This is a genomic window from Glutamicibacter sp. NPDC127525 (assembly GCF_042672105.1).
Lineage (GTDB): Bacteria > Actinomycetota > Actinomycetes > Actinomycetales > Micrococcaceae > Glutamicibacter.
Map to the genome: position 1 here is coordinate 196266 of NZ_JBHXVN010000001.1, position 24058 is coordinate 220323.

Annotated in this window: 24 protein-coding genes and 2 tRNA genes; 16 read left to right on the forward strand and 10 right to left on the reverse strand. The window is 61.2% G+C overall.

Annotated elements, in window-relative coordinates:
- Positions 1-57 precede the first annotated feature (57 nt).
- Positions 58-1104, forward strand: coding sequence for a winged helix DNA-binding domain-containing protein (locus ACFVHU_RS00855; RefSeq protein ID WP_388021954.1), 1047 nt, complete (start codon positions 58-60; stop codon positions 1102-1104).
- 12 nt (positions 1105-1116) lie between these two features.
- Here ACFVHU_RS00855 and def read toward each other — a convergent pair whose 3' ends face one another.
- From def to ACFVHU_RS00870, 3 genes are all read right to left on the reverse strand, one after another.
- Positions 1117-1689 carry a peptide deformylase gene (gene def, locus ACFVHU_RS00860; RefSeq protein WP_105657783.1) on the reverse strand — a complete coding sequence of 191 codons (573 nt, stop codon included), beginning with the start codon at positions 1687-1689 and terminating at the stop codon, positions 1117-1119.
- Positions 1690-1713: 24 nt separating this feature from the next.
- Positions 1714-2862 (reverse strand): acyl-CoA dehydrogenase family protein, encoded by a 1149-nt coding sequence (locus tag ACFVHU_RS00865; RefSeq protein ID WP_332489259.1) that lies wholly within the window; start codon positions 2860-2862, stop codon positions 1714-1716.
- 833 nt (positions 2863-3695) lie between these two features.
- Positions 3696-3771, reverse strand: a tRNA-His gene (locus tag ACFVHU_RS00870).
- A 1-nt stretch (position 3772) separates the two neighbouring features.
- On the opposite strand from ACFVHU_RS00870, the gene ACFVHU_RS00875 reads away from it, so the two are divergent.
- Together ACFVHU_RS00875 and ACFVHU_RS00880 are read left to right on the forward strand one after the other, a co-directional pair.
- Positions 3773-4114 carry a hypothetical protein gene (locus tag ACFVHU_RS00875; protein ID WP_388021957.1) on the forward strand — a complete coding sequence of 114 codons (342 nt, stop codon included), beginning with the start codon at positions 3773-3775 and terminating at the stop codon, positions 4112-4114.
- Complete coding sequence (locus ACFVHU_RS00880; protein ID WP_105657784.1) at positions 4104-4667, forward strand: DapH/DapD/GlmU-related protein; 564 nt, start codon at positions 4104-4106, stop codon at positions 4665-4667. Before ACFVHU_RS00875 ends, ACFVHU_RS00880 begins: the two co-directional genes overlap by 11 nt.
- 97 nt (positions 4668-4764) lie before the next feature.
- On the opposite strand, the gene ACFVHU_RS00885 is transcribed toward ACFVHU_RS00880, so the two are convergent.
- Both ACFVHU_RS00885 and orn read right to left on the reverse strand, forming a co-directional pair.
- A tRNA-His gene (locus ACFVHU_RS00885) sits at positions 4765-4840 on the reverse strand.
- Between the two features lie 158 nt (positions 4841-4998).
- Positions 4999-5610 carry an oligoribonuclease gene (gene orn, locus ACFVHU_RS00890; protein WP_388021959.1) on the reverse strand — a complete coding sequence of 204 codons (612 nt, stop codon included), beginning with the start codon at positions 5608-5610 and terminating at the stop codon, positions 4999-5001.
- Between the two features lie 235 nt (positions 5611-5845).
- Here orn and mptB (ACFVHU_RS00895) point away from each other — a divergent pair, with 235 nt between their 5' ends.
- The 7 genes from mptB (ACFVHU_RS00895) to ACFVHU_RS00925 all read left to right on the forward strand — a co-directional run bounded on the left by mptB (ACFVHU_RS00895) (position 5846) and on the right by ACFVHU_RS00925 (position 14379).
- Positions 5846-7345 carry a polyprenol phosphomannose-dependent alpha 1,6 mannosyltransferase MptB gene (gene mptB / locus ACFVHU_RS00895; protein ID WP_286134545.1) on the forward strand — a complete coding sequence of 500 codons (1500 nt, stop codon included), beginning with the start codon at positions 5846-5848 and terminating at the stop codon, positions 7343-7345.
- A 5-nt stretch (positions 7346-7350) separates the two neighbouring features.
- Positions 7351-8826, forward strand: coding sequence for a polyprenol phosphomannose-dependent alpha 1,6 mannosyltransferase MptB (gene mptB / locus ACFVHU_RS00900; RefSeq protein ID WP_332595152.1), 1476 nt, complete (start codon positions 7351-7353; stop codon positions 8824-8826).
- 66 nt (positions 8827-8892) lie between these two features.
- Positions 8893-9987 (forward strand): VanZ family protein, encoded by a 1095-nt coding sequence (locus ACFVHU_RS00905; RefSeq protein WP_388021962.1) that lies wholly within the window; start codon positions 8893-8895, stop codon positions 9985-9987.
- 130 nt (positions 9988-10117) lie between these two features.
- Positions 10118-10888: a DUF2637 domain-containing protein gene (locus tag ACFVHU_RS00910; protein WP_133833406.1), complete on the forward strand. Its 771-nt coding sequence runs from the start codon at positions 10118-10120 to the stop codon at positions 10886-10888.
- 84 nt (positions 10889-10972) lie between these two features.
- The gene (locus tag ACFVHU_RS00915) at positions 10973-12076 is read left to right on the forward strand and encodes a GTP pyrophosphokinase family protein (RefSeq protein WP_105657790.1); all 1104 of its coding nucleotides are present in this window, start codon (positions 10973-10975) and stop codon (positions 12074-12076) included.
- Between the two features lie 186 nt (positions 12077-12262).
- Positions 12263-13864: an ABC-F family ATP-binding cassette domain-containing protein gene (locus ACFVHU_RS00920; RefSeq protein ID WP_105657791.1), complete on the forward strand. Its 1602-nt coding sequence runs from the start codon at positions 12263-12265 to the stop codon at positions 13862-13864.
- Positions 13865-13932: 68 nt separating this feature from the next.
- Positions 13933-14379 (forward strand): hypothetical protein, encoded by a 447-nt coding sequence (locus ACFVHU_RS00925; RefSeq protein WP_388021965.1) that lies wholly within the window; start codon positions 13933-13935, stop codon positions 14377-14379.
- Positions 14380-14457: 78 nt separating this feature from the next.
- On the opposite strand, the gene ACFVHU_RS00930 is transcribed toward ACFVHU_RS00925, so the two are convergent.
- The 3 genes from ACFVHU_RS00930 to ACFVHU_RS00940 are packed head-to-tail and all read right to left on the reverse strand — an operon-like array spanning position 14458 to position 16034.
- The gene (locus ACFVHU_RS00930) at positions 14458-15366 is read right to left on the reverse strand and encodes an SURF1 family protein (protein WP_388021967.1); all 909 of its coding nucleotides are present in this window, start codon (positions 15364-15366) and stop codon (positions 14458-14460) included.
- Positions 15367-15612 carry an acetone carboxylase gene (locus tag ACFVHU_RS00935; protein WP_105657794.1) on the reverse strand — a complete coding sequence of 82 codons (246 nt, stop codon included), beginning with the start codon at positions 15610-15612 and terminating at the stop codon, positions 15367-15369.
- Positions 15612-16034: a DUF3099 domain-containing protein gene (locus ACFVHU_RS00940; RefSeq protein WP_388021969.1), complete on the reverse strand. Its 423-nt coding sequence runs from the start codon at positions 16032-16034 to the stop codon at positions 15612-15614. The genes ACFVHU_RS00935 and ACFVHU_RS00940 overlap by 1 nt, the downstream gene beginning before the upstream one ends.
- A gap of 181 nt (positions 16035-16215) precedes the next feature.
- On the opposite strand from ACFVHU_RS00940, the gene ACFVHU_RS00945 reads away from it, so the two are divergent.
- Both ACFVHU_RS00945 and ACFVHU_RS00950 read left to right on the forward strand, forming a co-directional pair.
- The gene (locus ACFVHU_RS00945) at positions 16216-16974 is read left to right on the forward strand and encodes a beta-ketoacyl-ACP reductase (protein ID WP_181148862.1); all 759 of its coding nucleotides are present in this window, start codon (positions 16216-16218) and stop codon (positions 16972-16974) included.
- 34 nt (positions 16975-17008) lie between these two features.
- Positions 17009-17758, forward strand: a complete 750-nt coding sequence (locus tag ACFVHU_RS00950; RefSeq protein WP_105661240.1) for an SDR family oxidoreductase — start codon at positions 17009-17011, stop codon at positions 17756-17758.
- A gap of 148 nt (positions 17759-17906) precedes the next feature.
- Here the strand turns inward: ACFVHU_RS00950 and ACFVHU_RS00955 are convergent, their stop codons facing one another.
- Together ACFVHU_RS00955 and serB are read right to left on the reverse strand one after the other, a co-directional pair.
- Entirely contained in the window at positions 17907-19655 is a 1749-nt protein-coding gene (locus tag ACFVHU_RS00955) for a VanW family protein (RefSeq protein ID WP_388021972.1), read from the reverse strand.
- Positions 19656-19816: 161 nt separating this feature from the next.
- On the reverse strand, positions 19817-20737 hold the full coding sequence (serB, locus tag ACFVHU_RS00960) for a phosphoserine phosphatase SerB (protein WP_332728408.1): 921 nt from the start codon (positions 20735-20737) through the stop codon (positions 19817-19819).
- A gap of 187 nt (positions 20738-20924) precedes the next feature.
- On the opposite strand from serB, the gene ACFVHU_RS00965 reads away from it, so the two are divergent.
- The 4 genes from ACFVHU_RS00965 to ACFVHU_RS00980 all read left to right on the forward strand — a co-directional run bounded on the left by ACFVHU_RS00965 (position 20925) and on the right by ACFVHU_RS00980 (position 23777).
- On the forward strand, positions 20925-21710 hold the full coding sequence (locus ACFVHU_RS00965; protein WP_105657799.1) for an ABC transporter ATP-binding protein: 786 nt from the start codon (positions 20925-20927) through the stop codon (positions 21708-21710).
- A 28-nt stretch (positions 21711-21738) separates the two neighbouring features.
- Positions 21739-22536, forward strand: coding sequence for a sulfite exporter TauE/SafE family protein (locus ACFVHU_RS00970; RefSeq protein ID WP_133833401.1), 798 nt, complete (start codon positions 21739-21741; stop codon positions 22534-22536).
- Between the two features lie 3 nt (positions 22537-22539).
- On the forward strand, positions 22540-23373 hold the full coding sequence (locus ACFVHU_RS00975; RefSeq protein WP_388021975.1) for a TrmH family RNA methyltransferase: 834 nt from the start codon (positions 22540-22542) through the stop codon (positions 23371-23373).
- A 146-nt stretch (positions 23374-23519) separates the two neighbouring features.
- Positions 23520-23777 carry a type B 50S ribosomal protein L31 gene (locus ACFVHU_RS00980; protein WP_013348950.1) on the forward strand — a complete coding sequence of 86 codons (258 nt, stop codon included), beginning with the start codon at positions 23520-23522 and terminating at the stop codon, positions 23775-23777.
- The last annotated feature ends 281 nt before the right edge of the window (positions 23778-24058 follow it).

Sequence of the window (24058 nt, forward strand, 5' to 3'; positions counted from 1 at the left end):
TCTGGACCCCCGCACTGCTAGGCTTTAGGCCATCAAGCATTGGATCGAGGTTGGTTAATGGACAGTACCCGGACGCTGGCGGCGCGCATGGCGAGCCAGCTGCTACTGGAGCCGGCAGAATCCGTACTGCAGGCCGCAGAACACATGCTCGCGTTCCAGTCCCAGGACTTCGCTGCAGGACGCTACGCGCTGGCTCAGCGCTCCGCAGCGCAAGAATCCCGCCAGCAAGTCGATGCGCTCTTCAGCGAAGGCCGGCTCGTGCGGTCATGGACCATGCGGGGCACGCTGCATATCTGCTTGGCCGAAGATGCGCGCTGGATGACTCGCGCAACACGTGAACGCACCTTGCGCTCCTCGGCCACACGGATGCGGGGACTGCAGATCGGCACCCAGGACATTGACCAGGCAGCTGGCATCATCAGCGCGCATCTGCAGGAGCACGGGCAAGCCAGCCGCTCCGCGCTCTTCAAGGCACTGAACCAGAATGGAATGGAGACCGGCCAGCAGCGAGGACTGGTTATCCTGCAGGTCCTCGTCCTGGACGGGTTGATCTGCCAGGGGCCCATTCCACAAGACGCGAAACTCATCGCGCAGGACTTCGTGCTCGTGGATGAATGGATTGCAAGTCACCGGGAACCAGGAGATCCGTTGGCGCAACTCTTGCGCCGGTACCTGCACTCGCATGGGCCAGCTACCCTTCGCGACGCAGCCTGGTACACGGGACAGACGCTGACCACCATGAGAACCGCCGCAGAAGCACTCGGCGGCTTGCTGTCCAGCGCAGGAAGCGATGAGCGCGGGGAGGGCTACTGGGTCATCGCCGGCAGCCGCGCCCACCGGGAGCTTGAAGCGATGGAGCCCACCGGGCTGCCACTGCGCCTGCTCGGTCCCTTTGACGAGTACTACCTGGGCTACGCGAATCGCACGCTGGTAGCCGACGAGCAGATGGCTGCGCAGATCCTGCCCGGCAAGAACGGCATGTTCCTGCCCTTCTGGCTAGAACAAGGCAGGGCTTCGAAGCTCTGGAACGCAGAAACAGCGCCCACCGGCAAAATCGGTGCGGCGCTGCATCAGCGGTATCTGGACTTCAAGACTGCCCGGTAGGCGGCGGGAGGCCTAGTGGCCGAATGGATCCTCATCGGTACCCGGCAACCAGGTGTTGCCAGGCACGCCCCAACCCAGAGCCTTCTTGGCCTTCTTCCACTTCTTCTCCCAGCGTGGCTGCAACTTGTCCACGTAGAGGTAGCCATCAAGGTGGTCGTACTCGTGCTGCATGATGCGCGCGAACCAGCCGTGCGCTTCGAAAGAGATCGGATTGCCGAACTCGTCGAAACCCTCCACCTTCGCATAGTCGGCACGCTGCAGCGGGTAGTTCAACCCGGGCACGGACAAGCAGCCCTCGGAGTCGTCATCAGCATCTGCGGGAGCCTGCGACACCTTTGAAAGCGTCAGCTTGGGGTTGATCACTACGCCCCGCTCGGGAGCATCGTCCTGGTCCGCGAAGACGTAGGTGAACATGCGCAGGCCCAAACCGATCTGCGGAGCCGCCAGGCCCACGCCATGCGCTTCATCCATGGTGAGGTGCATATCGGCAACGAGCTCGCGCAAGGCGCCATCAAACTCGGTGACCTCCACCGCACGCTTGTGAAGTACAGGTTCTCCGTAAACAGTGATCTGCCGAATAGGCACGTGATCGGTTCCTTTCAAAAGTGCTTAGAGTGCTCGTCCAATAGTTTCACGCATGATCTCGCTTGTGCCACCAAAGATGGTCAGCAAGCGGGAGGCAGTGAAGGACTGGGCAATCGGGTACTCCATGATGTAGCCATAGCCGCCATGCAGCTGCAATGCCTGATCGGAAAGCTTTTTAGCGCTCTCACTAGCCCAAAGCTTGACCTCGGCAGCCTCGGAAGGATCCAGCTCGCCGTCGTTGAATGCCAGGACGGCCCGGTCCACGAAGCTCTGGGTGACATGCGCCTCAGTCTTCAGGTTAGCCAGTTCGAAACGGGTGTTCTGGTACTCGGTCAGCGCCTGGCCAAAGGTCGAGCGGTTCTTCGCATGCTCCAGCGCCTGCTCGAAGGACGCGGTGCAGATCGCCGAGGCAGCCACGGCAATAGCCAGACGGGCCTGGGGAAGCTGCGCCTTGACATGGGCCAGGCCCTGTCCAGCCTCGCCAACAAGATCTGCAGCTGAGACGCGGACATCGTCGAAGAACAGCTCAGCGGTATCAGAAGCCCGCAGCCCAATCTTGTCGAAGGGGCTGCCGTTGGTGTACCCCTCGGAACGCTCGACCATGAACAGCGAGAATGACTGCTCGCCCGCCCGTCCGCTTTCGCCATCGGTGCGCGCAAGCACCAGAGCGGCATCGCCAAACGCAGCATTGCCGATGAAAGTCTTCTGGCCGCTAATCAGCCAGTCATCGCCATCGCGGACTGCCTTGGTGCGCACCGCGCGCAGGTCAGACCCAGCGCCAGGCTCGGTAAACGCGCAGGAGGTAATGGTGGAGCCATCGACCATGCGTGGAAGCCACTTGGCCTTGAGCTCGGCAGAGCCGTAGGAGAGCAGGTACGGCAGCACCAGGTCGTCGTGCAGGTGGAAGGCCAAGGCTACGGACAGATGCCCCGAACGCACGAGCTGCTCATCAAGCACTACACGGAAGCGGTAATCATCGATGCCCATGCCACCGAACTGCTCAGGCACTGCAAGACCCAGCAGGCCGTTTTCACCGGCAGACTGCCACACCTCGCGGGGGATCTGATGATCCTTTTCCCACTGAGCGTATTTACCGGAAATCTCCCGGGCGTTGAATTCCGTAGCCAGTTCACGGAACTGCTCGTGGTCCTCTTCAAAGAGCGCGCGTTTCACAGGGGGAGTACCTTTCGGTGGATGGAACGAAGGCATAAAGCTCACTGGCTTGCCGAAGTACATCATCCATTATGGTCGCTCAGGCCAATGCGTGCCTATTCGCCAGGGCAAACAACGATTCAAGTCACTAGATAACGCAAAAAGTCTCGAAAAACACGGGGGTAGACCCCAAAACACAACGCATTCGAACATAGTTTCGAATCCGTGTTCCTAGCCACCGAAATATGACTTAACACCGCATCCGGGCAGCACTGCGCTCGCCGGCAGGTTCGAACTGCCTGTTCAATCGGTCCTGTCGGCGACGAATCTGCAACCGGCATCCGTGCGTGATGGCGTTGGCTTCACCGGAGACAGTGATACTTCGAATAGGGGCCTAGGGGAGGCAAGTGGCTCGTTATGCAGGGGCGCGCAGTGCCAATGATGCAACTCTGGACTGTCCCGCGGGTTGCGGATCACTCCACGCGAAATCGACCCGGTTGCCGCTTGATGGAATCTGTTTGTTTCGAGACTGCTGGCAGGGTTGCGTGCGATCGCGTCGAGGCGCCCGACCTGTGCCATGGAAGCGATCTTTTCGGCGTCGGCAGGGTGCCTGGGCATCTGGTGGTTCCATGCGGTGGCCATTGCCGGCGGTGTGAAGGCGGGTTGGCGGCTAGCGGCGCGATGCTGAACGCCGTGTCGGATTCGCTGGCGGGGACTGGTGGCGAGTGCCTCTGGATTCCAGATGTTCGGTCTGGAATCAACGAGGCCCGGTGCCTTGCTGATTGCGCTTCAAGGCGTCGGAAACGAGAAAAGACCTGGTTCGGAATTTCCATTCCGAACCAGGTCTTTCGATCTGGGGTGAGTAACGGGGTTTGAACCCGCGACCTTCTGGACCACAACCAGACGCTCTACCGACTGAGCTATACCCACCATGTCTACTTCGTTACTAGTCAGAAGCTGTAGTGCTCATGATCTCGTACCGGGCAACGAGAAATACTATACACGTATCCAGGCCGGAAATACCAATTCGCATGGAGCCATTTCCGGGATTGTGACGGGATGCTCATTATTCATGGCCGTGGGGCTGTTGCTCGCCGCTGAACTGCCTCATGAGATGGATCCCCGTGCCGTGATCACGCCTTTGCCAGCAGTACTTGCGGGAAATGCTTTGCTGCAGGTGCAGGGCCCGACGATGCTAGGCATCGACGGTGGAAGCCGATATAGTTTGAGCCACCGTGAAGAATTGATGATGGGGGGAATTCTTGGGCATTGACGATCTTCTGGAAGCCTTGAATGCTGGCCAGAGAATTACCGCCGGTTCGCCGCTGCATGCGCTCATGCATAGCACAAGCCAGGACGCGCTGCGCATTTGCGCGGAGCTGAACGACGGCTACCGCAGCCCAGGGCAAGTGCGGGATTTGCTGCGGCAGCTGACCGGAACGAACGTTGACGACTCGGTGGTGCTATTCCCGCCGTTCAACTCGGAGTTTGGCCGCAATATCGAACTGGGGAAAAACGTCTTCATCAATGCTGGCTGCAAATTCCAGGACCAAGGCGGCATCAGTATCGGGGATGAGTGCTTGATTGGGCACAACGTCGTTGTGGCAACACTTAATCACGATCTTGAACCTGCTCGGCGGGCGGATATGATTCCGGCTCCAGTGATCATTGGGCGCAACGTCTGGATTGGCGCGAACGCGACCATACTTTCCGGTGTCACGATCGGCGAGAACGCAGTTGTCGCTGCCGCCGCGGTCGTAACGAAAGACGTACCTGCCGGCGCTGTTGTGGTTGGCTCGCCAGCCAGGGTGGTGCGCACGGTCTAATTCTGCGGCTCGTCAGCTGAGCGGCGGCGTTGCCAGGCGTGCGGGTAAAGCAAAAGACTCGATCCGGAACTTTCGTTCTGGATCGAGTCTTTGTCTCTGGGGTGAGTAACGGGGTTTGAACCCGCGACCTTCTGGACCACAACCAGACGCTCTACCGACTGAGCTATACCCACCATGTTTGCTTCGTTACTAGTCAGAACGCTTTTGCGAACCAATTCCGTATCTGGCAACGAGAAATACTATACACACAATTCCGCGCTTGATGCCAATCGGAAGGCCCCTGGGGCACTGTGCAGTGCATCACCAATGCGCCGGGGCCTTCGTTTAGCGGTTAGCCGGCGCTTTCGGTGATCCCGGCGGCGATCTTCCTGGCCTCAACGGAGGTTGGTCCCGGCGCCGGCACCATGATGGCGTCGCGGTAGTAGCGAAGCTCGTTGATCGAATCCTGGATGTCGCCCAGTGCGCGATGGTTGCCGGTCTTGGCTGGAGCGCCGTAGTGCGCCTTGGGGAACCAGCGGCGGCTCAGCTCCTTCAAGGTCGACACGTCGATAATGCGGTAGTGCAGGTGCTCAATGACCTCGGGCATATCGCGTGCCAAGAAGTTCTTGTCGGTGCCCACCGAGTTGCCGCCCAGCAACGCCTTGTTCGGCTCCGGAACGTGCTTCTTGATGTAGTCGACCACCAGGCGCTGGGCTTCCTCCATGGAAATGCCGTTCTCCAGCTCGGGCAGCAGGCCGCTAACCACATGCATATTGCGAACGAAAACATCCATCTGCGCCAGAGCTGCCGGCTCGGGCTTGATGACTACCTGGATGCCCTCGTCGACGATCTCCAGATCGGAGTCGGTAATGAGCACTGCTACTTCGATCAATGCGTCGTTAACCAGATCCAAGCCGGTCATTTCGCAATCGATCCATACAATTTTTTCTGAGTTACTAGCCACGTAACCAATCTACACTTCAAGCAGCGCTGTGGGGGAGCGCACCCTCGTCGCACGGCGGAAGGACAGTGTTTCAACCGGCCTGGACGCGTGCTCGATGCTAAAATCATCTGAGATTTCCGGCTGTTGAATTGCCTGCTTGCAAGGGTGCGGCACATGCGACGCTGGCTTAATTACTCTCGAACTCATGTCCGTTACAGCCCGAGGTGTCAGTGTGTCAGCCAGCAAGCCAGCAGCAGTGAGCTCCCCGCCCTACGCTGGAGTGAATAGGACCCTTCTCAGCGGCGTCATCGGTTCCTCCCTGATCCTTTTCGGATCCTTCGGTACCGGGTGGCTGGCCAGCGTATCCCCGCTGAACCGCGACCCGTTCTTCATCATGCTGCGCACCGAACCCGCCGGCGTGATCACCTGCGTGATCCTGCTGGCCCTGGGTTGCTGGGTCCTCTTCCGTTCCTGGTGGCGCCTGGGCCAGAAGCTCAAGGGCTGGGGCGAGGGTTCGCTGAAGGTGGTCCGCCGTGCGGTCTGGCTGTGGAGCATCCCGATGTTCGTCACGTTGCCGATCATGAGCAGGGACGTGTTCGCCTACATCGGCCAAGGCCGGCTGGTGGATGCCGGGCAGGATCCTTATGTTGACGGAATATCCTCGCTGAATAACTGGTTCCAGCTCGGTGCCGACACCATGTGGGCGCAGGACGGCACCCCTTACGGCCCGCTCTACCTGAGCATCGAATTCCTCGTGGTCAAGCTGACTGGCCCTTCGACCGACGCGGCGGTCCTGGCCTTCCGCGCCATTGCATTCATCGGCGTGCTGCTCTGCCTGCGCTACGTGCCCAAGCTTGCCGAACTGCACGGTGTCTCCGGGGCCAAAGCCGCCTGGATGACCGTGGCGAACCCGCTGTTCCTGGTGAACTTCGTGGCCAGTGCGCACAACGATGCCCTGATGACCGGCCTGTCGGTCTGGGCTGTCTACCTGGCATGCAAGCGCTACGGCTTCTGGGCCATCGTGGTGCTGGCGGCCTCGGTGGGGGTCAAACCGATTACCCTGGTACTGCTGCCGTTTATCGGCCTGCTCTGGGCAGGGCCTAACGCGGCCTGGCCGCGCCGCATCCTCTACTGGTTCTACACCGGCATGATCTTCCTGGCCCTGATGACCGTGGTTGGGTGGCTCAATGGCTACTGGTTCGGTTGGCTGAAGGTCATGCTCTTCACCGGTACCGGATACTCCATCTTCTCCCCGGTAGGCATTGCGGTCATCGCGCTGAGCGGGCTGGTCTCCGCCATCGGGCTGTCCACCGAGTGGATCCTGCCCGCGGCCAAGCTCTTCGGCCGCCTGGTCGGCGTAGCCATCGCCTTTGTCTTGATCTTCCGCGGAAAGCACTCGCACCTGGTGCAGCGCATGGCCATCGCCTTCGCGGCGATTGTCGTGCTCTCCCCGGTGATCCAGCCGTGGTACCTCCTGTGGCTGCTGCCGTTCTTCGCCGCGACCGGCCTGCGCGATGACTGGCAGATGCTCTGGCTGCACCTGACCACCATCTTCTTCCTGGCCTACCAGGCCGCTGACCAGATCTTCGTTTGGCAGTTCCTGCAGGATTCCCTGGTTCCACGCGTCCAATTGATTTCCTGGGGCATCTCCATCGCCTGCGCCCTGTACCTTGTCTTCTTCGATCCGAAGACCAAGAACATCTGCGCTGATCTGCTCAGCTCGACCAACTGGCTGAAGAAGAGCAAGAAAGCCTAGTGGCAGTGGAGCAGCCGAAGCTGGCACCGCAGCGCGCAAGCCTGCGGTCACTATCATGGCAAGGGTTCACCGCCTCGGCCATGATTACCGTCGCCTCCTGGGGGATCGGCTGGTTCCCGCGCAACCAGCTGTCCCCGCTGGCACGCAGCGGCTTCTTCATAGAATTCCGAACCGAAGTGCCAGGTGTCATCAGCTGCATCGTGCTGATGGCCGTGGGAATTGTCTGGTTGACCCGAACCTGGATCCTGGCCCGGCCATGGGTCCAGGCTGCCGGTGAGATTACCGGGCGGGAACTGGCCCGCGTGCTGGCCATGTGGTCTGCTCCGCTGATGCTCAGCTTCCCGATCCTCAGCCGCGACGTCTACTCCTACCTGGCCCAGGGCCGCATGCTGCACGCCGGCAAATCCCCGTATGCCGAAGGCGTGTCCGCGCTTCCGGGCTGGTTCGATGGCGGATCCGACAGCCTGTGGGCGCAATCGCCCTCGCCCTATGGCCCGTTCTTCCTCGTGCTCGCCCGCATCATCTACTTCGCCTCCAACGGCATTCCCGAAATCGGCGTGGGCCTGCTGCGCATCATTGCCGTGCTCGGTGTCTGGGGCTGCTATCACTTCACTGCGAAGCTGGCGCAGAAAATGGGGCAGAGCGCCAACTGGGCCAACTGGGCCATCGTGGGCAATCCGCTGTTCCTGCTGACCATGATCGGCGGCGTCCACAACGACGCGCTGATGATCGCCGGTGTCTTCAGCGCCTTCGCCTATGCCTACGACCGCCGTCCCATGGCCGCCACGATGGCGCTGGCCATAGCCGTGTCGGTCAAGCCGATCGTGCTGCTGGCGCTGCCTTTTATCGGCTTGGTCCTGCTGGGCAGGAGCCCGTCGATGCGCGAGAGGTGGAAAATCTGGGCCAAGGTCTCAGCACTCTCCCTGACCTGGCTGCTTTTGATCGGTGCGGTCACCAACCTCTGGTTCGGCTGGCTGCTTGCCATGTTCACCGCGGGAGATGCGGCGTTCCCGTACGCTCCCGTGGGACTGATCGGCTGGTCCCTGAGCAATCTCGCTGGCATATTCGGCGCCGATATCTCCTTGGTGAATGCCATCGTGGTGGGCGTCTTCCAGGTCATCGCGCTGGCCATTGTGGCGCGCCTGGCGCTGGCCAAGGACACCTCCAGCCCGGTGCGCCTAGCGGCGTGGGCGCTCTCGGCGGTGGTGCTGCTGGCTCCGATTATCCAGCCGTGGTACATCCTGTGGCTGATGGCGCTGTTCGCCATTTCGCACAAGGTGTCCTGGGGATCGGAAAAGCTGATGATCTATGTATCCAGCCTGATCCTGGTGGCGGTTTTCGTCGACCAGCTCTCCATCGAGCAGTGGCACTCGGCCTGGCTGATGAAGACCCTGGCTGGCGTGCTCGTAGCGGGCTTGTTCATCGGCCTCTTCACTGCCGATGCCAGAACCAGGCAAGTGCTGCGCGGGCCGAAAGCATAGCCAAGGTCACATTCTGCAGCCCAGCTTTCTCCCGGAAAATTCCGCTTAGATAGAAATATGCAAACAATGTTCTGGCCAGCGGCAATCGCCATTCTCGGCGGCGCCCTCTTCTTGGCGTCCGCCGGCGTTTTCCTGCTGGCCGTGCAATACCGCCGGCATGGACGGTTGTCCTGGCGCCGCACCATTACCACCGCAACCGCAGCGGTCTACGGATTCGGCCTCTTCAGCTACACCATGCTTCCGCTGCCGGCCACGCGCGACGAATTCTGCCGTCCCGGAGTGGCCATCCCGCAACTGGTGCCCGGCCGTTTCGTCGACGACTTCAGGGTGGCCATCGTGGAGCGCGGGCTGAGCGGCTTCGCCACCAGCTTCACGCTGTGGCAGGTGCTGTTCAACATCATCTTGTTCATGCCCCTGGGCATCTTGGCCGTGCGCTGGCTGCGCGGCAACATTTTCACCGGCGTCTTGCTGGGCTTCGCGGCCTCGTTGGCCATCGAGCTGACCCAGTACACCGCTATTTGGGGGTTGTACACCTGCGCCTACCGTGTGGCCGACGTCGATGACCTGATCACTAACACTGCCGGCGCGCTGCTGGGTGCGATGATCGCCTACCTTCCGATGTTCCGCTTCCTGTCCGGTCCGGTGGAAGCGGACGCGGCCAACGCGCCGGCGCGGCCGGTCACCCGCGCCCGCCGCGCACTGGCCAACATCTTCGATGCAGGCTTCACCTCGGCCGTGCTCTTCGTCATCGGCGCTGCACTGGAACTGCTGGAGCGCTTGGGCGCCCCGGAGTTCGGCCAACAGTGGATGAACTTCTGGCTTCCGCTGCTCGTGGTCTTCTGCGTCTTCTGGCTGCCGAGCCTGGCGCCGGGGCGGGCCACCCTCGGCCAGCGCTGCGCCTGGCTGATGCTCACCGACGGGCAGGGGCAACCGGCTCCGGCGGGCCGGGCCTTGTTGCGCAGCCTGCTCGGATTTGGCGGGATTAACTTCCTCTTCCAGATTTCCACCAGCATGGTCGACTTCACGCCCTACCCGCTGCTGAACATGCTCGTTGTGATCTATATCGCGATCAGCGCCTTCTACTTCATCTTCGAGGCGAATCACCGGGGGCTGGCCGGAAAAATCAGCGGTACCGGTTTCATCGACCGTCGCGCCCTTTGATCCAAGGCACCCCAGCACCGCAAGGCGCACGCTAAAATGGAACGCGGTGGTCTGCGCCTGGGGTGCGGTCCAGCAAACTCGCGTTTGAAGACATACCGATAATTCCCAAAAGTTAGGTCTGCTCAGCAGCATGGAAGATAACAAACCAGAGGTCCCGGCCGAACCGCACCGCGCCGTCCTAGGCACGGCCGTAGGCGCGACGGTCCTCATTGCCATCGGCGCATTCGTGCTCTCGTTCGCTGCATTGACCGACCTGGCCGAGCGCTCGGGCATCAGCCCGCGCCTGGCCTGGATCTGGCCAATCATCATCGACGGCATGATCGTGGCCGCCACCGTGGCCATCGTGGCCCTGAACGGCTTCCATCGCAAGGCCATGATCTACCCGTGGTCGCTGCTGTTCTTCGGTGCGATCGTTTCCACTGCGGCGAACTCCACCCACGCAATCTTGACCGTGGACTCGATCGAAAACGGAGTGCCGCCGCTGGTTTCCGCGCTGGTTGCCGCCATGCCGCCAATCGTCTTGCTGGCCATCACCCACCTGACCGTGCACATGTACCAGAAGAAGTCCGAAGCCGCGAAGCTGCGCGCTGAGCTGGAATACAACGAAGAGCGGGAAAACGCCGAGAAGTACGGCGTCGCTTATGATGATGGCTACAACGCTGCGCTGACCGACACCAAGACCGCCGAGGAAGAACGCCTTTCGGTCCTGGAACAGGATCACCAGGACGCGCTGGCCCGAGCCCGCGCCGAAGGCATCGCGGCCGGCCGATCGGACTCGAAGGTCACCCCGATCAAGCAGAACGCGCAGCCAGCCAAGGAAACCAAGCCTGCAGCGCAGAAGAAGACCGAGGACAAGGCGCCATTGTTCGACGACATGGCTAAGCGCCTTTCCCGCCCATAAGGGCCGTCGCCGCACCCGGCTGGCGCCAGGGCATGAGCATGAGGACAGCATTTTCAGGAACGCTTTAGCATCCAGGAGGCATCAATGATGGATCCGGCGCAGGGCCAGGCGAACGACGAGTTCTCCGAACAGATTGCGGCCGCCGTTGAGCAGTACAAGTCTGTGACCGGCGAACTCAATACCGTCATGTCGGCCATGAAGGCGAAGATCCGCCGGTTGTTCGCGAATTCCGAGGTGCAACCGCTGTTCATTACCGGCCGGGTGAAATCGCCGCAGTCCTTCGCGGCCAAGGCCTCGCGCCGGCTGCAGGAAAGTTCCGAGACCGCCCCGGTGCTGGAATTCCCCAACCCGCTGCGCGAAATCCACGACATGGTGGGCATCCGCATCATCGTGATGCTGCCCCATGAAATCCAGCAGGTGGCCAGCCTGATCAAGTCGCACCGCGACTCCTTCGACTGCCGCAGCGACCGGGAGAAGGACATCGGCTCGGTGGAGTCCGGCACCTACGGCTACTCCTCGCGCCACCTGCTGCTCAAGACCCGCAGCGAGCCGATCGTGCGCAAATTCCAGGAGGCCTTGGGCAAGCCGGTGGTAGCCAGCGGCAACTTCGTCTTCGAAGTGCAGATCCGCACCGTGCTGCAGCATGCCTGGTCCGAAATGGAGCACGACATCCGCTTCAAGCATCCCGGCGAGGCCGCCTGGAATCCGCAGATCGACCGCCACTTCACCGCCACCGCGGCGATGCTGGAAACCGTGGAGGACTACTTCACGGACATCGACGAGCTGTACCACCGCCTGAACGGCTACCACGACCAGCAGGGCGCCGGATCCGAGCCGTTGACCGGCGAGAAGATCGGCGAAATATGGCAGACGCTGTTGCCGCACGTGGACCGCAAGCGCGATGACGATTGGTCCTGGGCCGCCGAGCTGCTCGGCTCCCACGGCATCGACCAGACCTGGCAGCTGGCGCAGCTGCTGGATGCGAATGTGGTCACCGATGTGCGTGCGGCGCTGGACCACCGGTACTCGCCGGGCCCGGACCGCTTGCTTGACGACGTGCTGCTCTGGCGCTTCGGCAAGGACCACATCGACAAGACCAGCGGCGGGGACCTGCGCCGCGAAGCCTCCTTGCGCCGCCGCCTGATCCAGATGATGGATTACCGATCGCAACCCAGCGACAAGGAATAATTTCGATTCGAAGCCCGGATTTCCACTGCGGTGGAAGTGCGGGCTTCGATTCTTTAGCCAGCTCAACCCCAAACTGTTAGTTTGTGCACGTTCCGCAGGCCACGGCGTGGTTGGCCGGTAGAATAGTCAAGTTGCCCAATTTGTGGGCCGCACAATTCTTGTACCCGCATGAAAGGGCCACACCATATGATTTCCGTAGCCAACCTTGAGCTACGCGTCGGCGCCCGCTTGCTGATGGACGAAGTGAACTTCCGCATCGACAAGGGCGACAAGATCGGACTGGTGGGACGCAACGGTGCCGGCAAGACGACGATGACCAAGGTCCTCGCCGGCGAGACCCAGCCAGCCTCGGGTGAGGTCACCTTCAAGGGCTCCATCGGCTACCTGCCGCAGGACCCCAAGACCCCTGACATGGAGCAGCTGGCGCGCAATCGCATCCTTGGCGCCCGCGGCCTGGACGTGGTGGTCACCAAGCTGGCCCAGAACCGCGAGGACATGGCCAGCGAGGACGCTGCCGTCTCCGCCAAGGCCATGCGCCAGTATGACCGGTTGGAAGCAGAATTCATCGCTGCCGGTGGCTACGCTGCCGAATCCGAAGCGGCCGCCATCTGCGCCAACCTGGATCTGCCGGACCGCATCCTGGACCAGCCGCTGCGCACCCTGTCCGGTGGACAGCGCCGCCGCGTCGAGCTGGCCCGCATCCTCTACTCGGACGCCGAGACCCTGCTGCTCGATGAGCCGACCAACCACCTGGACGTCGATTCGATCATGTGGCTGCGCGACTTCATCAAGAACTACCCCGGCGGCGTGCTGATGATCAGCCACGATACCGGCCTGATGGAATCCACCGTGAACAAGGTGCTGAATCTCGACGCGAACCGCGGCGTGGTGGATGTCTACAACATGAACTGGAAGCGCTACAAGATCCAGCGCGAAACCGATGAGCGTGCCCGCAAGCGCGAGCGCGCCAACATCGAGAAGAAGGCTTCGGTCCTGCTGACCCAGGCGAACAAGATGAAGGCCCGCGCCTCCGGCGCCTCGGCGGCGCAGTCCATGCTCAAGCGCGTGGATCGCATGCTTTCCGGGCTGCAGGAAGAGCGTGCCTCCGACAAGGTCGCAGCCCTGCGCTTCCCGGATCCGGCTCCCTGCGGCAAGACCCCGCTCATGGCCGAAGGCCTGTCCAAGGCCTATGGCTCGCTGGAGATCTTCAACGATGTCTCGCTGGCCATCGACCGCGGCTCGAAGGTTGTCATCCTGGGCCTGAACGGTGCCGGCAAGACCACCTTGCTGCGCATGCTCGCCGGTGTCTCCGAACCCGATACCGGAAAGATCATTCCGGGCCACGGCCTGAAGATCGGCTACTTCGCCCAGGAGCATGACACCTTGGATCCGGAAGCCAGCGTGCTGGAGAACATGCGCCGCAACGCGCCTGACCACCTGAACGATGCCGACGTCCGCTCGATCCTCGGCTCGTTCCTGTTCGTCGGCGACGACGTGACCAAGCCGGCCGGCGTGCTCTCCGGCGGCGAGAAGACCCGTCTGGCCCTGGCCACCATCGTGGCTTCCAGCGCCAATGTGCTGCTGCTTGATGAGCCGACCAACAACCTCGACCCTGCCTCGCGCGCCGAGGTGCTGGGCGCGCTGTCCACCTTCCCGGGTGCCGTGGTCATGGTGTCCCACGATGAGGGCGCAGTGATGTCGTTGCAGCCTGAGCGCGTGGTCATCCTGCCTGATGGCGATGAGGACCTCTTCAACGAGGATTACCTGGAATTGGTTTCGCTGACTTAACTCCTGACAACCCGTAATAGCTCTCGTAGGCTTGGCAGATCACCATCTTCAAAGGGAGCTGCCAAGCCATGAGTGTTTTTGGACGCAAATTACCGCGGATCGCAGGCGCTGGGCTGCTGCTTGCCAGCGCGCTGGCCGGCTGCGCCGCACAGGTTTCCGATGAGGTCAACGCCCAGTGGACGCTGCTGGACCCTGCCGGGGTGAACGCGTCGAGCACCAGCCTCGACCTCGGGGTCATGCGGCTTGCCTGTTCCTCCGGGGTGACCGGCGAGGTGACCGCCACCCAGGTGGAGCTGTCCAAAGACCAGATCGCCATCGGGATCGTGGTTGAACCGCTGGAAGGCGAAGCGCATGCCTGCCAGGGCAACGAGACCGCGCCCTACACGCTGGAACTGCAGGAGCCGGTGGGGGACCGCACCCTCATCGATGCATCCTGCCTCGAAGGCGAGGGGCACAAGACTCCTGGGTGCAGCGACAGCGGGATCCGCTGGACTCCGCCGGCCAACGGCAGCTGAATGAAAACTGCATTAAGCAGAGAACCGCGCGGCAACTGGAATATTCCAGCTACCGCGCGGTTCCCTTGTTTCCCGCAGCTACTTCGGGAGGCCCCCTGGCGTGTGGTCGGCCTGGTCGAGCAGCGCATCCTCGATGGCTTCATCGGTCGGCGTGCCGTCACGGCGGAACTTCTTATCCGGCTTGGCGCGAATCTTGCGCACCTTGTGCAGCGGCTCGTCCAGGCCCAGCGCCTCGGCTTCGGCTTGCTCGGCGGCATCCTCGGCGTTCAGCTTCTTCTGCTGGCGAGCGGCATACCAGAAGCCGATGAAGGCCAGCACGCCAAAGATGTACCACTGGATCTCGTAGGAAAGATGCGGACCTTCATCCATATCCGGAGCGTCCAGCTGCAGTGGCGCAGTGGCCGGGGCCGGATCCTCTTCATACATCAGGCCGTAGGCACCCTGGGCGATCTCGTAGTCCAGGAGCTTGGCGTAGTCTTCGAGCTGGATCGAAGCCAATTGGCCCTCCGGGGCGCCGCGGTCCAAGCGGATTTCCGATGGTTTCAAACGCACATCCACAGTGACTTCTCCGGCAGGTGGCGCTGGAACAGCATCCGGGTGGCCGTCTTCCTGGTTGCCGATCGGCAGGTAGCCGCGGTTCACGACGACAGTTCCGCCCTCGTTGGTCCTGAACGGCACCAGCACCTCGTAGCCGGGGCTGCCGGCCTTGATGCGGTTGCGCACGATCATGGTATCCGCGGGCAGATATCGGCCGGTGAGCTGCGCGGTCATCCAGGTCTTGTCCTCGTCCAGGTCCTGGAAATTCTCCAGGGCCTGCGTGCCGGTGACCGGCTCTGCGAAGTAGTTGCGGTTGACCCGTTCGATGCCCTCGAGGACTTCGGCACGGCGGTCGGCTTGCCAATTGCCCAAGCCAATGCAGGCGGCGGCGAAGATCGCCACCAGAATGAGCCAGCCGACCCACCGGGTACTGGCCAGAAAACGATACATCTACTTGCTTTCTCCTTCATTGCCCGGCATCGGCAGCGTTTCCTTGTAGAGCAGGCGTTCCTTCAGATACGTTTCGAGCCAGTCGCGGTGCTCTTCGCAGGCCAGCCAGATTTTGCGCCGGTCCGGGGTGTGGATCTTCGGATTATTCCACAGCAGCTGGTGGCTGGCGGCGTTGCGGCAGCCCTTTCGCGAGCACTGGATTTCGGCGGCGGCAGGGGAGCCGCCGAGCGAACCTAGCAGATCCACTAGTCCTCCTTGGGAGCAGTTGTTGGCTGTTGCACCGGAGCAGCTTCTTCGGCGAAGCTTCCGTCGATCACTTCTGGTTCCGGTGCCTGCTGCGCGGCCGGCGCGGTTTCGTCCGGTGCGGCGATAGCCTGGGCGCCGGGAGCCTTGTAGAACTCGGCGGGCGGTTCGCGTTTGGTCAGATCCGCACCGCCGTTGGCGATCACCACTGCGATATAGGGAAGGATAATTGCGCCCGCGAGCAAGACCCAGCGCAGCCAGCCATCGAAGAAGAAAGCGAGAACGAAGCAGATCAGGCGCACGGTCATGGAAATCGTGTATTTGCGCACACGTGAATCGCGCTCGGTGGTATGGGACTCGCGCGCTTCGGTAATGCGGTGAACTTCCGGTTGGCTGGAACCGTGATTCGTGGGCTGTGGGGACATGTAAAAGACTTCGCTTCGCAGTACGGGATCTGCTCCCATTGTCTCACCTGCGGCACGAAGAGTGTAATTTCTACGCGCTGTCGAAGCGGTAAAACTGGGTAGTAACTAATAGGATTGTTCACGGAGTAGCTACTTAACTAGGCAAAGTGCGCTTTTCGGCTGGCCCTTGGAGAGATTTACCATGCCAGGACAGCGAGCGCATGAACGGAGAAATACATTGACTACGGAACCAACCACTGGCCGCAGTGTCCTCGTGACCGGCGGCAACCGCGGCATCGGACTTGCTATTGCGCGCGCATTCGAAGCCAACGGCGACAAAGTGGCCATTACCTACCGCAGCGGCGAGGTTCCCGCCGGACTGCTCGGCGTCAAGGCCGATGTCACCGACGGCGAATCGATCGACGCGGCCTTCAAGGAAGTTGAAGCGGCCCACGGTCCGGTAGAAGTCCTCGTCGCCAATGCGGGGGTCACCAAGGACACCCTGCTGCTGCGCATGAGCGAAGACGACTTCACCTCGGTGATCGACACCAACCTCACCGGCGCCTTCCGCGTGATCAAGCGCGCGTCCAAGGGCATGATCCGGCTCAAGCGCGGCCGTGTCGTGCTGATTTCCTCGGTCGTCGGCCTTTACGGCTCGCCAGGGCAGATCAACTACGCGGCGTCCAAGGCCGGCCTGGTGGGCATCGCCCGCTCGCTGACCCGTGAACTGGGCTCACGCGGCATCACCGCCAACGTTGTGGCTCCGGGCTTCATCAACACCGAGATGACCGCTGTTCTGCCAGAGGACACCCAGAAGGAATACCTCTCCAGCATCCCGGCCAACCGCTTTGCTGAGCCTGAAGAGGTTGCCAACGTGGTCCGCTGGATCGCCAGCGACGAAGCAGGCTACATCTCCGGTGCCGTGATCCCGGTTGATGGCGGCCTGGGCATGGGCCACTAGAAGATTTAAGCAAGAAATCCAAAGGAGTACCACCATGAGTGAATTCAAAGGTGCCGTTGTAACCGGTTCCTCGCGCGGCATCGGTGCGGTGACCGCGCAGCTGCTGGCCGAGCAGGGCGTTGGCGTAGTGGTCAACTACCGCGCCAAGGCCCCGCGCGCCAACAAGATTGTTGCCGCTATTGAAGAAAAGGGCGGCAAGGCCGTTGCCGTGGGCGCCGACCTGACCACCGTTGAGGGTCCGCAGGCTCTGGTTGACGCGGCTGTTGAGAACTTCGGCTCGCTGGATGTCGTCGTGCTCAACGCTTCGGGCGGCATGGAAACCTCCATGGGCGAAAACTATGCGCTGCGCCTGAACCGCGACGCGCAGGTGGCCATGCTGGAAGCCGCGCTGCCCCAGCTGAGCGAGGGCGGCCGCGTGGTCTTCGTTACCAGCCACCAGGCGCACTTCATCAACGAAGTAACCACCATGGATGCCTACGACGCTGTGGCCAAGTCCAAGCGCGCCGGCGAAGATGCACTGCGTGAAATGATCCCGAAGCTGGCCGAGAAGAACATCACCTTCGTGGTGGTCTCCGGTGACATGATCGAAGGCACCATCACCGCAACCCTGCTCAACCGCATGGAGCCAGGTGCTATCGACGCCCGCCGCGAAGCTGCCGGCAAGCTGTACTCCGTCGAGGAGTTCGGCGCCGAGGTAGCCAAGATGGTCTTCGCCGACGTCGAGACCGGCCACACCGAGCTGGTTGGCGGCGCAGGCGACTTCCTGGAGCAGTCGGGCAAGTAAGCCCCGCAGCAGCGCGCATCAGCTGGCGGCAGTTACCCCGTGCAGGGGTTCCGACCGCCAGCTTTTCCGTGCCTGGGGCAAAATGCGCAGGGTTAAGCGAAATCGCCGGGCACCTCCGAAAGGGAGGCGCCCGGCGATTTCGCTTGGATCAGTCCTTGGGCTTGTCGCCGCAGACGATCTTGTGCCATGGGCTGTAGGTCCAGCTCTTGGTTTCAGCTGGCAGCTTCTTGGATCCATCGAAGGCTTCCCGGTAGCGGGTGATATCGATGCTGAAGCCCTTCTTGCCACCAGATTCCGAGACGCACTTTTCGGCCGGGTTGTACTTGGTTTCGGGGTTGGTCTGGTTGTACTTGCCCGAGCTCTTCTGCGAGACATCCCAGTACTTGGTGGACCACAGGCGGGTATTGACCTTGTCGCCCGAAACCCAGGCCTGGATCATCACGCCGTAGGGGGTGTTGTTCTCCCAGATCATGTCGATCTGGCCTTCCCACAAGGTGGCTTCGCGTCCCGCGGGGTAGCGCTCGAACCAGCGCGAATGCGGCTTGTGGGTGATGTCGTCGTATCCGGCCAGGAAGCCGACGTTGTACATCTGGGTGGAGATCTGCGAGAGTCCGCCGCCTACGGCTTCGGTGCTGAAGCCGCTTTCCACGACCCCGGAGCTGTAATAGCCGTTGGCCACGGTGATCGGGCCCAAGGCCTGCAGCAGCGAGAAGCGTTCGCCGGGCTTGATGATATCGCCATTGACGCGCGCCGAACCGGCATGCAGGTTCTTGGTGCGTACGGTATCGGAAGCCGGGTAGGGAGTGGAGAAGGTGACGATCGGTTCCTTGATGCCGAGCTTCTTCGCATCTGCGGTGGTGAAGTCGGCTTCCTTCTCGGTCATCTCAACTTCGGCAGTGCGGTTCTTGGCAGCGGTGGCGGCCAGGACCTTGGCGCCCAGGCCCTTGGTCTCCAGCGAGATGCCCTTGGAGGACTTGATGATGGACGGCTTGCCGTCCTTCAAGACGATCTGCGCATCCTTGGCAGTGCTGGAAAGATCTGAATTCTTCGTCGCAGCCTTGTAGAGCTTCTCGTCATCCAATGCGATCGCTGGGGCGCCATCCTTGGGCGCGTACTTTGCCGCCGCGGCAATAGACGCGGCCGAGATGGACGCCTTCTTGTCATCCGATGCCAGGATGACCTCGTCCTTCAGCAGCGCCTTGACGTCCTTGTCGTAGAACGCCTGCAGGGCGTCGGCAGAGATCGCCGGCTTGCTGACTTCGGCAGGAAGGTCGATCGCCGCGCCGGCAATTTCCCATTCCTCGCTGATCAGTGTGGCGGCTTCTTCGGTCTTCAGCGCTACGCCGTCAACGGGCTTGGTCAGCTTCGAGGTGCCATCCTTGAAGTCGATAGTTCCTTCGGCGACCTCGGCATTGGCCTTCTTGGCCAGCGCTTCAAGCTGCGCGCCCAGTTTTTCCTGATCTACGTCGACCGCTGGGGTGACGTGGAATTCGCCGGTGAGCCGCTCGTAGAGCTTGGCCGGGTTGATTTCGTAGGAAGTCAGTTCGTTGATGGTGTCATCAACGTTCAGTTCCAGGCCGGCCTTGGCCGGATCCAGGGTGTACTTTTCACCGTTGACGGTGACATCCATTGGCTTTTCAGCCAAGGGGAGTACCTCGCGTTCCAATTCGGCGCGAGCCTGGTCCTTGTTCATGGATCCGATGTTCACGCCCGCAATTGACGCGTTGGCTGGAACCTGGGAACTGACATAGGCGGCTCCGCCGAAATATGCTGCGGCTACGGCTGCAACACAAGAACCGGTAATGATCCAAGGCTTGGCCTTGCTCTTCGGCTTCTTCTTGTCTTGTGCGGAGTGCGTAGGCGTAGTTGAGGAACTGTCCGGGGAGGGGGTCTGCACTGGTCTGGTAGCTCTTTCGAAAGCGATAGGGGCTACGCGCGCGGCTAGGACTTATTCCGCCAGCCGTTAAACGCGTCAATAGAAATACTAACCGCTGGAACAACCGATCAAGTTACCGAAAGCCGCTATCGGCAGAATTGTTATGCAGTTGTTGGATTCCGCTAAGCCAAATCATTGAGTACTAGGTCGGCGATGACGTCCAGGCGCGAGAAGTCCAGGCGCACGTCCGCCTCATCGCGCAGGGCAGGCTTCGCATTGAAAGCCACGCCCAAACCCGCGGCAGCAACCATGGCCAGATCATTGGCGCCATCACCGGCGGCGACGGTTGCCGTCATCGGGATGTGATGTTCCTCGGCCCAGGCGCGCAGCATCGTTTCCTTTATGCCGCGATCGACGATCTGGCCGTGAACGGTTCCGTCAAGAATTCCCTCGGAAATGCCCAAGGTGTTAGCCAGCGCATGGTCCAGGCCCAGATGGGCAGCCAACGGATCCAGGATCTGCTGGAACCCGCCGGAAACTACCCCGACCTTGTGCCCAGCAGCGTGGAACCGCTTGACCAGGGCTTCGGCGCCGTCCGAGAGGACAATGCGCTGGCCTACCTCGGCAAGGACAGTATCTGGCAGATCCTTCAAGGTAGCTACGCGCTGGATCAAGGACTGGGCGAAATCCAGTTCACCGCGCATCGCGGCTTCGGTCACCGCAGCCACTTCTTCTTCCCGTCCAGCGTGAGCGGCGAGCAGTTCGATGACTTCCTGCTTGATCAAGGTGGAATCGACATCCATCAGCAAGAGCAGCTGCGGAGCATCGACGAGTTCGGCCGGTACCACCGCTACGCACATGTCCGCGTATTCCAGTGCGCCGTCGGCGACCTGCGCATCGACGAATGCCGCAGCGGCCTGCTGCAGCTTCGCCTGATCGGCCTGTTCAAGGCGGAACTTGGCGACCAGCCGCTCTTCGCTGGCTTTGATCTGGCTCTCGTCCGCGGCGGGAATGAGCCCGGCGGCGGCCGCTTGCTGCAATACAGCGTTGAAGTCTGTGCGGGAGAAAGCGGGGCGGGATGCGAAAACCAATGATGAAGCCATGCAACCATTTTTCATTGCTTCGGTGTTTACGACCAAACATGACGTGTTGGCGCAAAGCTGCTGACCAGGCCCAGGGGAGCGAACTAGTATTGCCGTTGGACGCAATACAGGTCAATCCGGCGATCTCAGGCCCCGTCCGGCATTTCCAATTAGTGAAACAGGGGCGAAAAGTCTAATCTTGAATACCATGAGCGAAGTGCTAACTTTCAAAGATGTCAGCGTTGTACGCGGGCGAAAAGACCTGCTCAAGGACGTGTCCTGGGAAGTCAAAGAAGGACAGCGGTGGATTGTGATCGGCCCCAATGGCGCCGGCAAGTCGACCTTGATGAACATTGCGGCCACCCGGCTGCACCCAACCCGCGGTACCGCGGATATCCTTGGCGAACGTTTGGGCAAGGTGTCGGTCTTCGATCTGCGTCCGTTGATCGGCCTGAGCTCAGCCCTGGTTGCCAACTCCATTCCAGCCAACGAAACCGCGCTTAACGTAGTACTCACCGCGGCTTACGGCATGACCGGTCGCTGGCGCGAGAAGTACGAGAAGCTCGATGAGCGCCGTGCTTTCCATCTGCTGCACAACTGGGGCATGTCCACCTTCATGAACCAGCCTTTCGGCAAGCTTTCCGAAGGCGAGCGCAAGCGCGTGCTGATCGCCCGTGCCTTGATGACCGATCCCGAACTGCTGATCCTCGATGAGCCTGCAGCAGGCTTGGACCTTGCCGGGCGCGAAGACCTGGTTGGCAAGCTGGCGGAACTGGCAGCCGACGAGGATGCCCCGGCGCTGGTTCTGGTAACCCACCACCTTGAAGAGGTGCCAGCGGGATTCACCCACATCTTGATGATGCGCGACGGCGAAGTTGTCGCTGCCGGCGAGATCGAATCCACGCTGAACGAAGCGAACCTGGAAGCAACCTACGGCATGCCGCTGAGCCTGCGCCGTGAAGGTGGACGCTACTCTGCTTTTGCACGCAGCTAACAGCAATAACTAAAGGGGAAACTTCCACGTGATCGAATTTTGGCGCGAAGCCCTGGTCTTCATTGGCGGACTGTGGGCCGGAACTATCAACACCGTCGTCGGTTCGGGCACGTTGGTCACTTTCCCCATTCTCGTGGCGTTGGGCATGGCTCCGGTGAATGCCGTCGTCTCCAACGCCATGGGTCTGGTTGCTGGTGGCTTCTCCGGTGCCTGGGGGTACCGTCGAGAAGCTGCCAGCGTCAAGAAGACGCTGCTCAAACTCGTGCCGGTTTCACTGGTCGGCGGGTTGATCGGTTCCTTGCTCCTCCTGAACCTGCCGGAGTCCGTCTTCGGCATCGTTGCGCCGGTGCTGCTGGTTTGCGCGCTGGTGCTGGTGATCTTCCAGCCCCGTCTTGCGAAGTGGGCGAAGACCCGGCAGGCCGCTTCCGGCGGCACCGACCCGGATGATGCAGATCGCGCCCAGATTCCAATGGTCCTCTACATCCTGGTGTTCATCATCGGTGTCTACGGCGGCTACTTCACCGCCGCGCAGGGAGTCCTGCTGATGGCGGTATTCGGCGTGTTCTTGCAAGCATCCCTGCAGCAGTCCAATGCAATCAAGGTCATCCTCTCCCTGATCGTGAATCTCGTGGCGGCCGCGATGTACCTGATCATTGCGCCGGAACGCATCAATTGGCTCGTCGTCCTGCTTATCGCTGTCGGCTCGCTGATCGGCGGATTTGCCGGCGCCAAGATTGGCCGCAAGCTCTCGCCTGGGCTGCTGCGCCTGGTCATCGTCATCCTGGGCCTGGTTGCCCTGGGCAACATGCTCTACAAGTTGGTGTAGCTCGTGGTTGAAATTCTCAACCCTGAACGGATCCTGCCGGTCGCGGATCTGGCTGATTCCCGCCTCGACGAGTACCTCCGGCTCTCCGAAGCGAACCTGCGTATGCGCACTGACGTGGAAAACGGGCTCTACATTGCCGAGAGCACCAAAGTGGTGCAGCGTGCGATCAACGCGGGCCACGTGCCGCGCAGCTTCTTGCTCGCCGAAAAGCATCTGGACCAGCTAACCGAGGAGTTCAACCGTTTCCCAGACGCGCCGATTTTCATTGGGGATGATCGGCAGCTCCAGGATCTGGTCGGCTTCCACTTGCACCGCGGCGCCATGGCGGCGATGAATCGTCCCGAACCGCTGGATCTGGACGAAGTGCTTGAAGCCAGTTCGCGCGTCGCCATCTTGGAAGACATCGCCGACCATACTAACCTCGGCGCAATTATCCGTTCGGCTTCAGGGCTCGGCGTTGACGCCGTGCTGCTCACCCCCAAATGCGTGGACCCCTGGTACCGTCGCAGCGCCCGCGTCTCAATGGGGACGGTCTTCGACCTTCCTTGGGTACGCATGCTGTCGTGGCCAGAGGACATCCAGACCTTGAAGAAGCATGGCTACGAGATGCTCGCCATGGAACTGACCGAGGACGCGATCCCGCTAAACGAAGTAGAGATCAAGTCTGGCCAGAAGGTCGCCATGATCTTGGGCAACGAAGGCAGGGGAGTTACCGATGAAGCTCTGGCCGCCGTTGACCGGACCGTGATCATCCCTATGTACCGCGAAGTGGATTCCCTGAATGTTGGTGCCGCTAGCGCAATTGCATTCTGGCATTTGTGCTCCGCGCCACGCTAAGAAGGTTTCTGCCGCCGCCGCTTTTGCGATAGGATGGACTGTCTGTGCATTGAGGTCTCTTCATGGAGCCCTGAATGCGGGACACAATTTCCGAGTAAGTAGCTACTGGCAAAATCCAGTGGCCATAAACAAAAAGGTGTATAGCTATGAAGGCTGATATCCATCCACAGTACGGCCCAGTTGTCTTCAACGACCTGGCATCCGGCGAGAAGATCCTGACCCGTTCGACCGCTAAGTCGGACAAGACCATCGAATGGGAAGATGGCAACACCTACCCAGTAATCGACGTCGAAATCTCGGCAGCTTCGCACCCGTTCTACACCGGCAAGCAGCGCATCATGGACACCGCTGGTCGTGTCGAGCGTTTCAACGCCCGCTTCAAGGGCTTCGGCGGCAAGAAGTAATACTTCGCCCCTAGCAAGCTTTCGCGGCGTGTTTCCAGTATTTGGAAACACGCCGCTGCTGCTTTAACAGCACACCTGTCCATCAGTGACTGAAAAATGTTTTCACGGAACCGTCTAAGAGGATTCGTTTTTCGCGCCACGATACGCATCGCGGCATCTTGGCAGTTTCCTGGATGCGCCAGTGACTGAAAAATATTGTCAGCAGCGTCCGCCCCAGCGTCTTCCGGCTCAATAGCCGTCGGGGCGGCAGGAGATGACTGAAAAATGCTCTCACTTAACTG

Excerpts from the sequence above, each read along its gene's own strand:
- ACFVHU_RS00855 (WP_388021954.1), top strand. The coding sequence starts at position 58 with ATGGACAGTACCCGGACGCTGGCGGCGCGCATGGCGAGCCAGCTGCTA.
- ACFVHU_RS00875 (WP_388021957.1), top strand. The coding sequence starts at position 3,773 with ATGTCTACTTCGTTACTAGTCAGAAGCTGTAGTGCTCATGATCTCGTA.
- ACFVHU_RS00905 (WP_388021962.1), top strand. The coding sequence starts at position 8,893 with ATGTTCTGGCCAGCGGCAATCGCCATTCTCGGCGGCGCCCTCTTCTTG.
- ACFVHU_RS00910 (WP_133833406.1), top strand. The coding sequence starts at position 10,118 with ATGGAAGATAACAAACCAGAGGTCCCGGCCGAACCGCACCGCGCCGTC.
- ACFVHU_RS00915 (WP_105657790.1), top strand. The coding sequence starts at position 10,973 with ATGATGGATCCGGCGCAGGGCCAGGCGAACGACGAGTTCTCCGAACAG.
- ACFVHU_RS00920 (WP_105657791.1), top strand. The coding sequence starts at position 12,263 with ATGATTTCCGTAGCCAACCTTGAGCTACGCGTCGGCGCCCGCTTGCTG.
- ACFVHU_RS00925 (WP_388021965.1), top strand. The coding sequence starts at position 13,933 with ATGAGTGTTTTTGGACGCAAATTACCGCGGATCGCAGGCGCTGGGCTG.
- ACFVHU_RS00930 (WP_388021967.1), bottom strand. The coding sequence starts at position 15,366 with ATGTATCGTTTTCTGGCCAGTACCCGGTGGGTCGGCTGGCTCATTCTG.
- ACFVHU_RS00940 (WP_388021969.1), bottom strand. The coding sequence starts at position 16,034 with ATGTCCCCACAGCCCACGAATCACGGTTCCAGCCAACCGGAAGTTCAC.
- ACFVHU_RS00945 (WP_181148862.1), top strand. The coding sequence starts at position 16,216 with ATGCCAGGACAGCGAGCGCATGAACGGAGAAATACATTGACTACGGAA.
- ACFVHU_RS00950 (WP_105661240.1), top strand. The coding sequence starts at position 17,009 with ATGAGTGAATTCAAAGGTGCCGTTGTAACCGGTTCCTCGCGCGGCATC.
- serB (WP_332728408.1), bottom strand. The coding sequence starts at position 20,737 with ATGGCTTCATCATTGGTTTTCGCATCCCGCCCCGCTTTCTCCCGCACA.
- ACFVHU_RS00965 (WP_105657799.1), top strand. The coding sequence starts at position 20,925 with ATGAGCGAAGTGCTAACTTTCAAAGATGTCAGCGTTGTACGCGGGCGA.
- ACFVHU_RS00980 (WP_013348950.1), top strand. The coding sequence starts at position 23,520 with ATGAAGGCTGATATCCATCCACAGTACGGCCCAGTTGTCTTCAACGAC.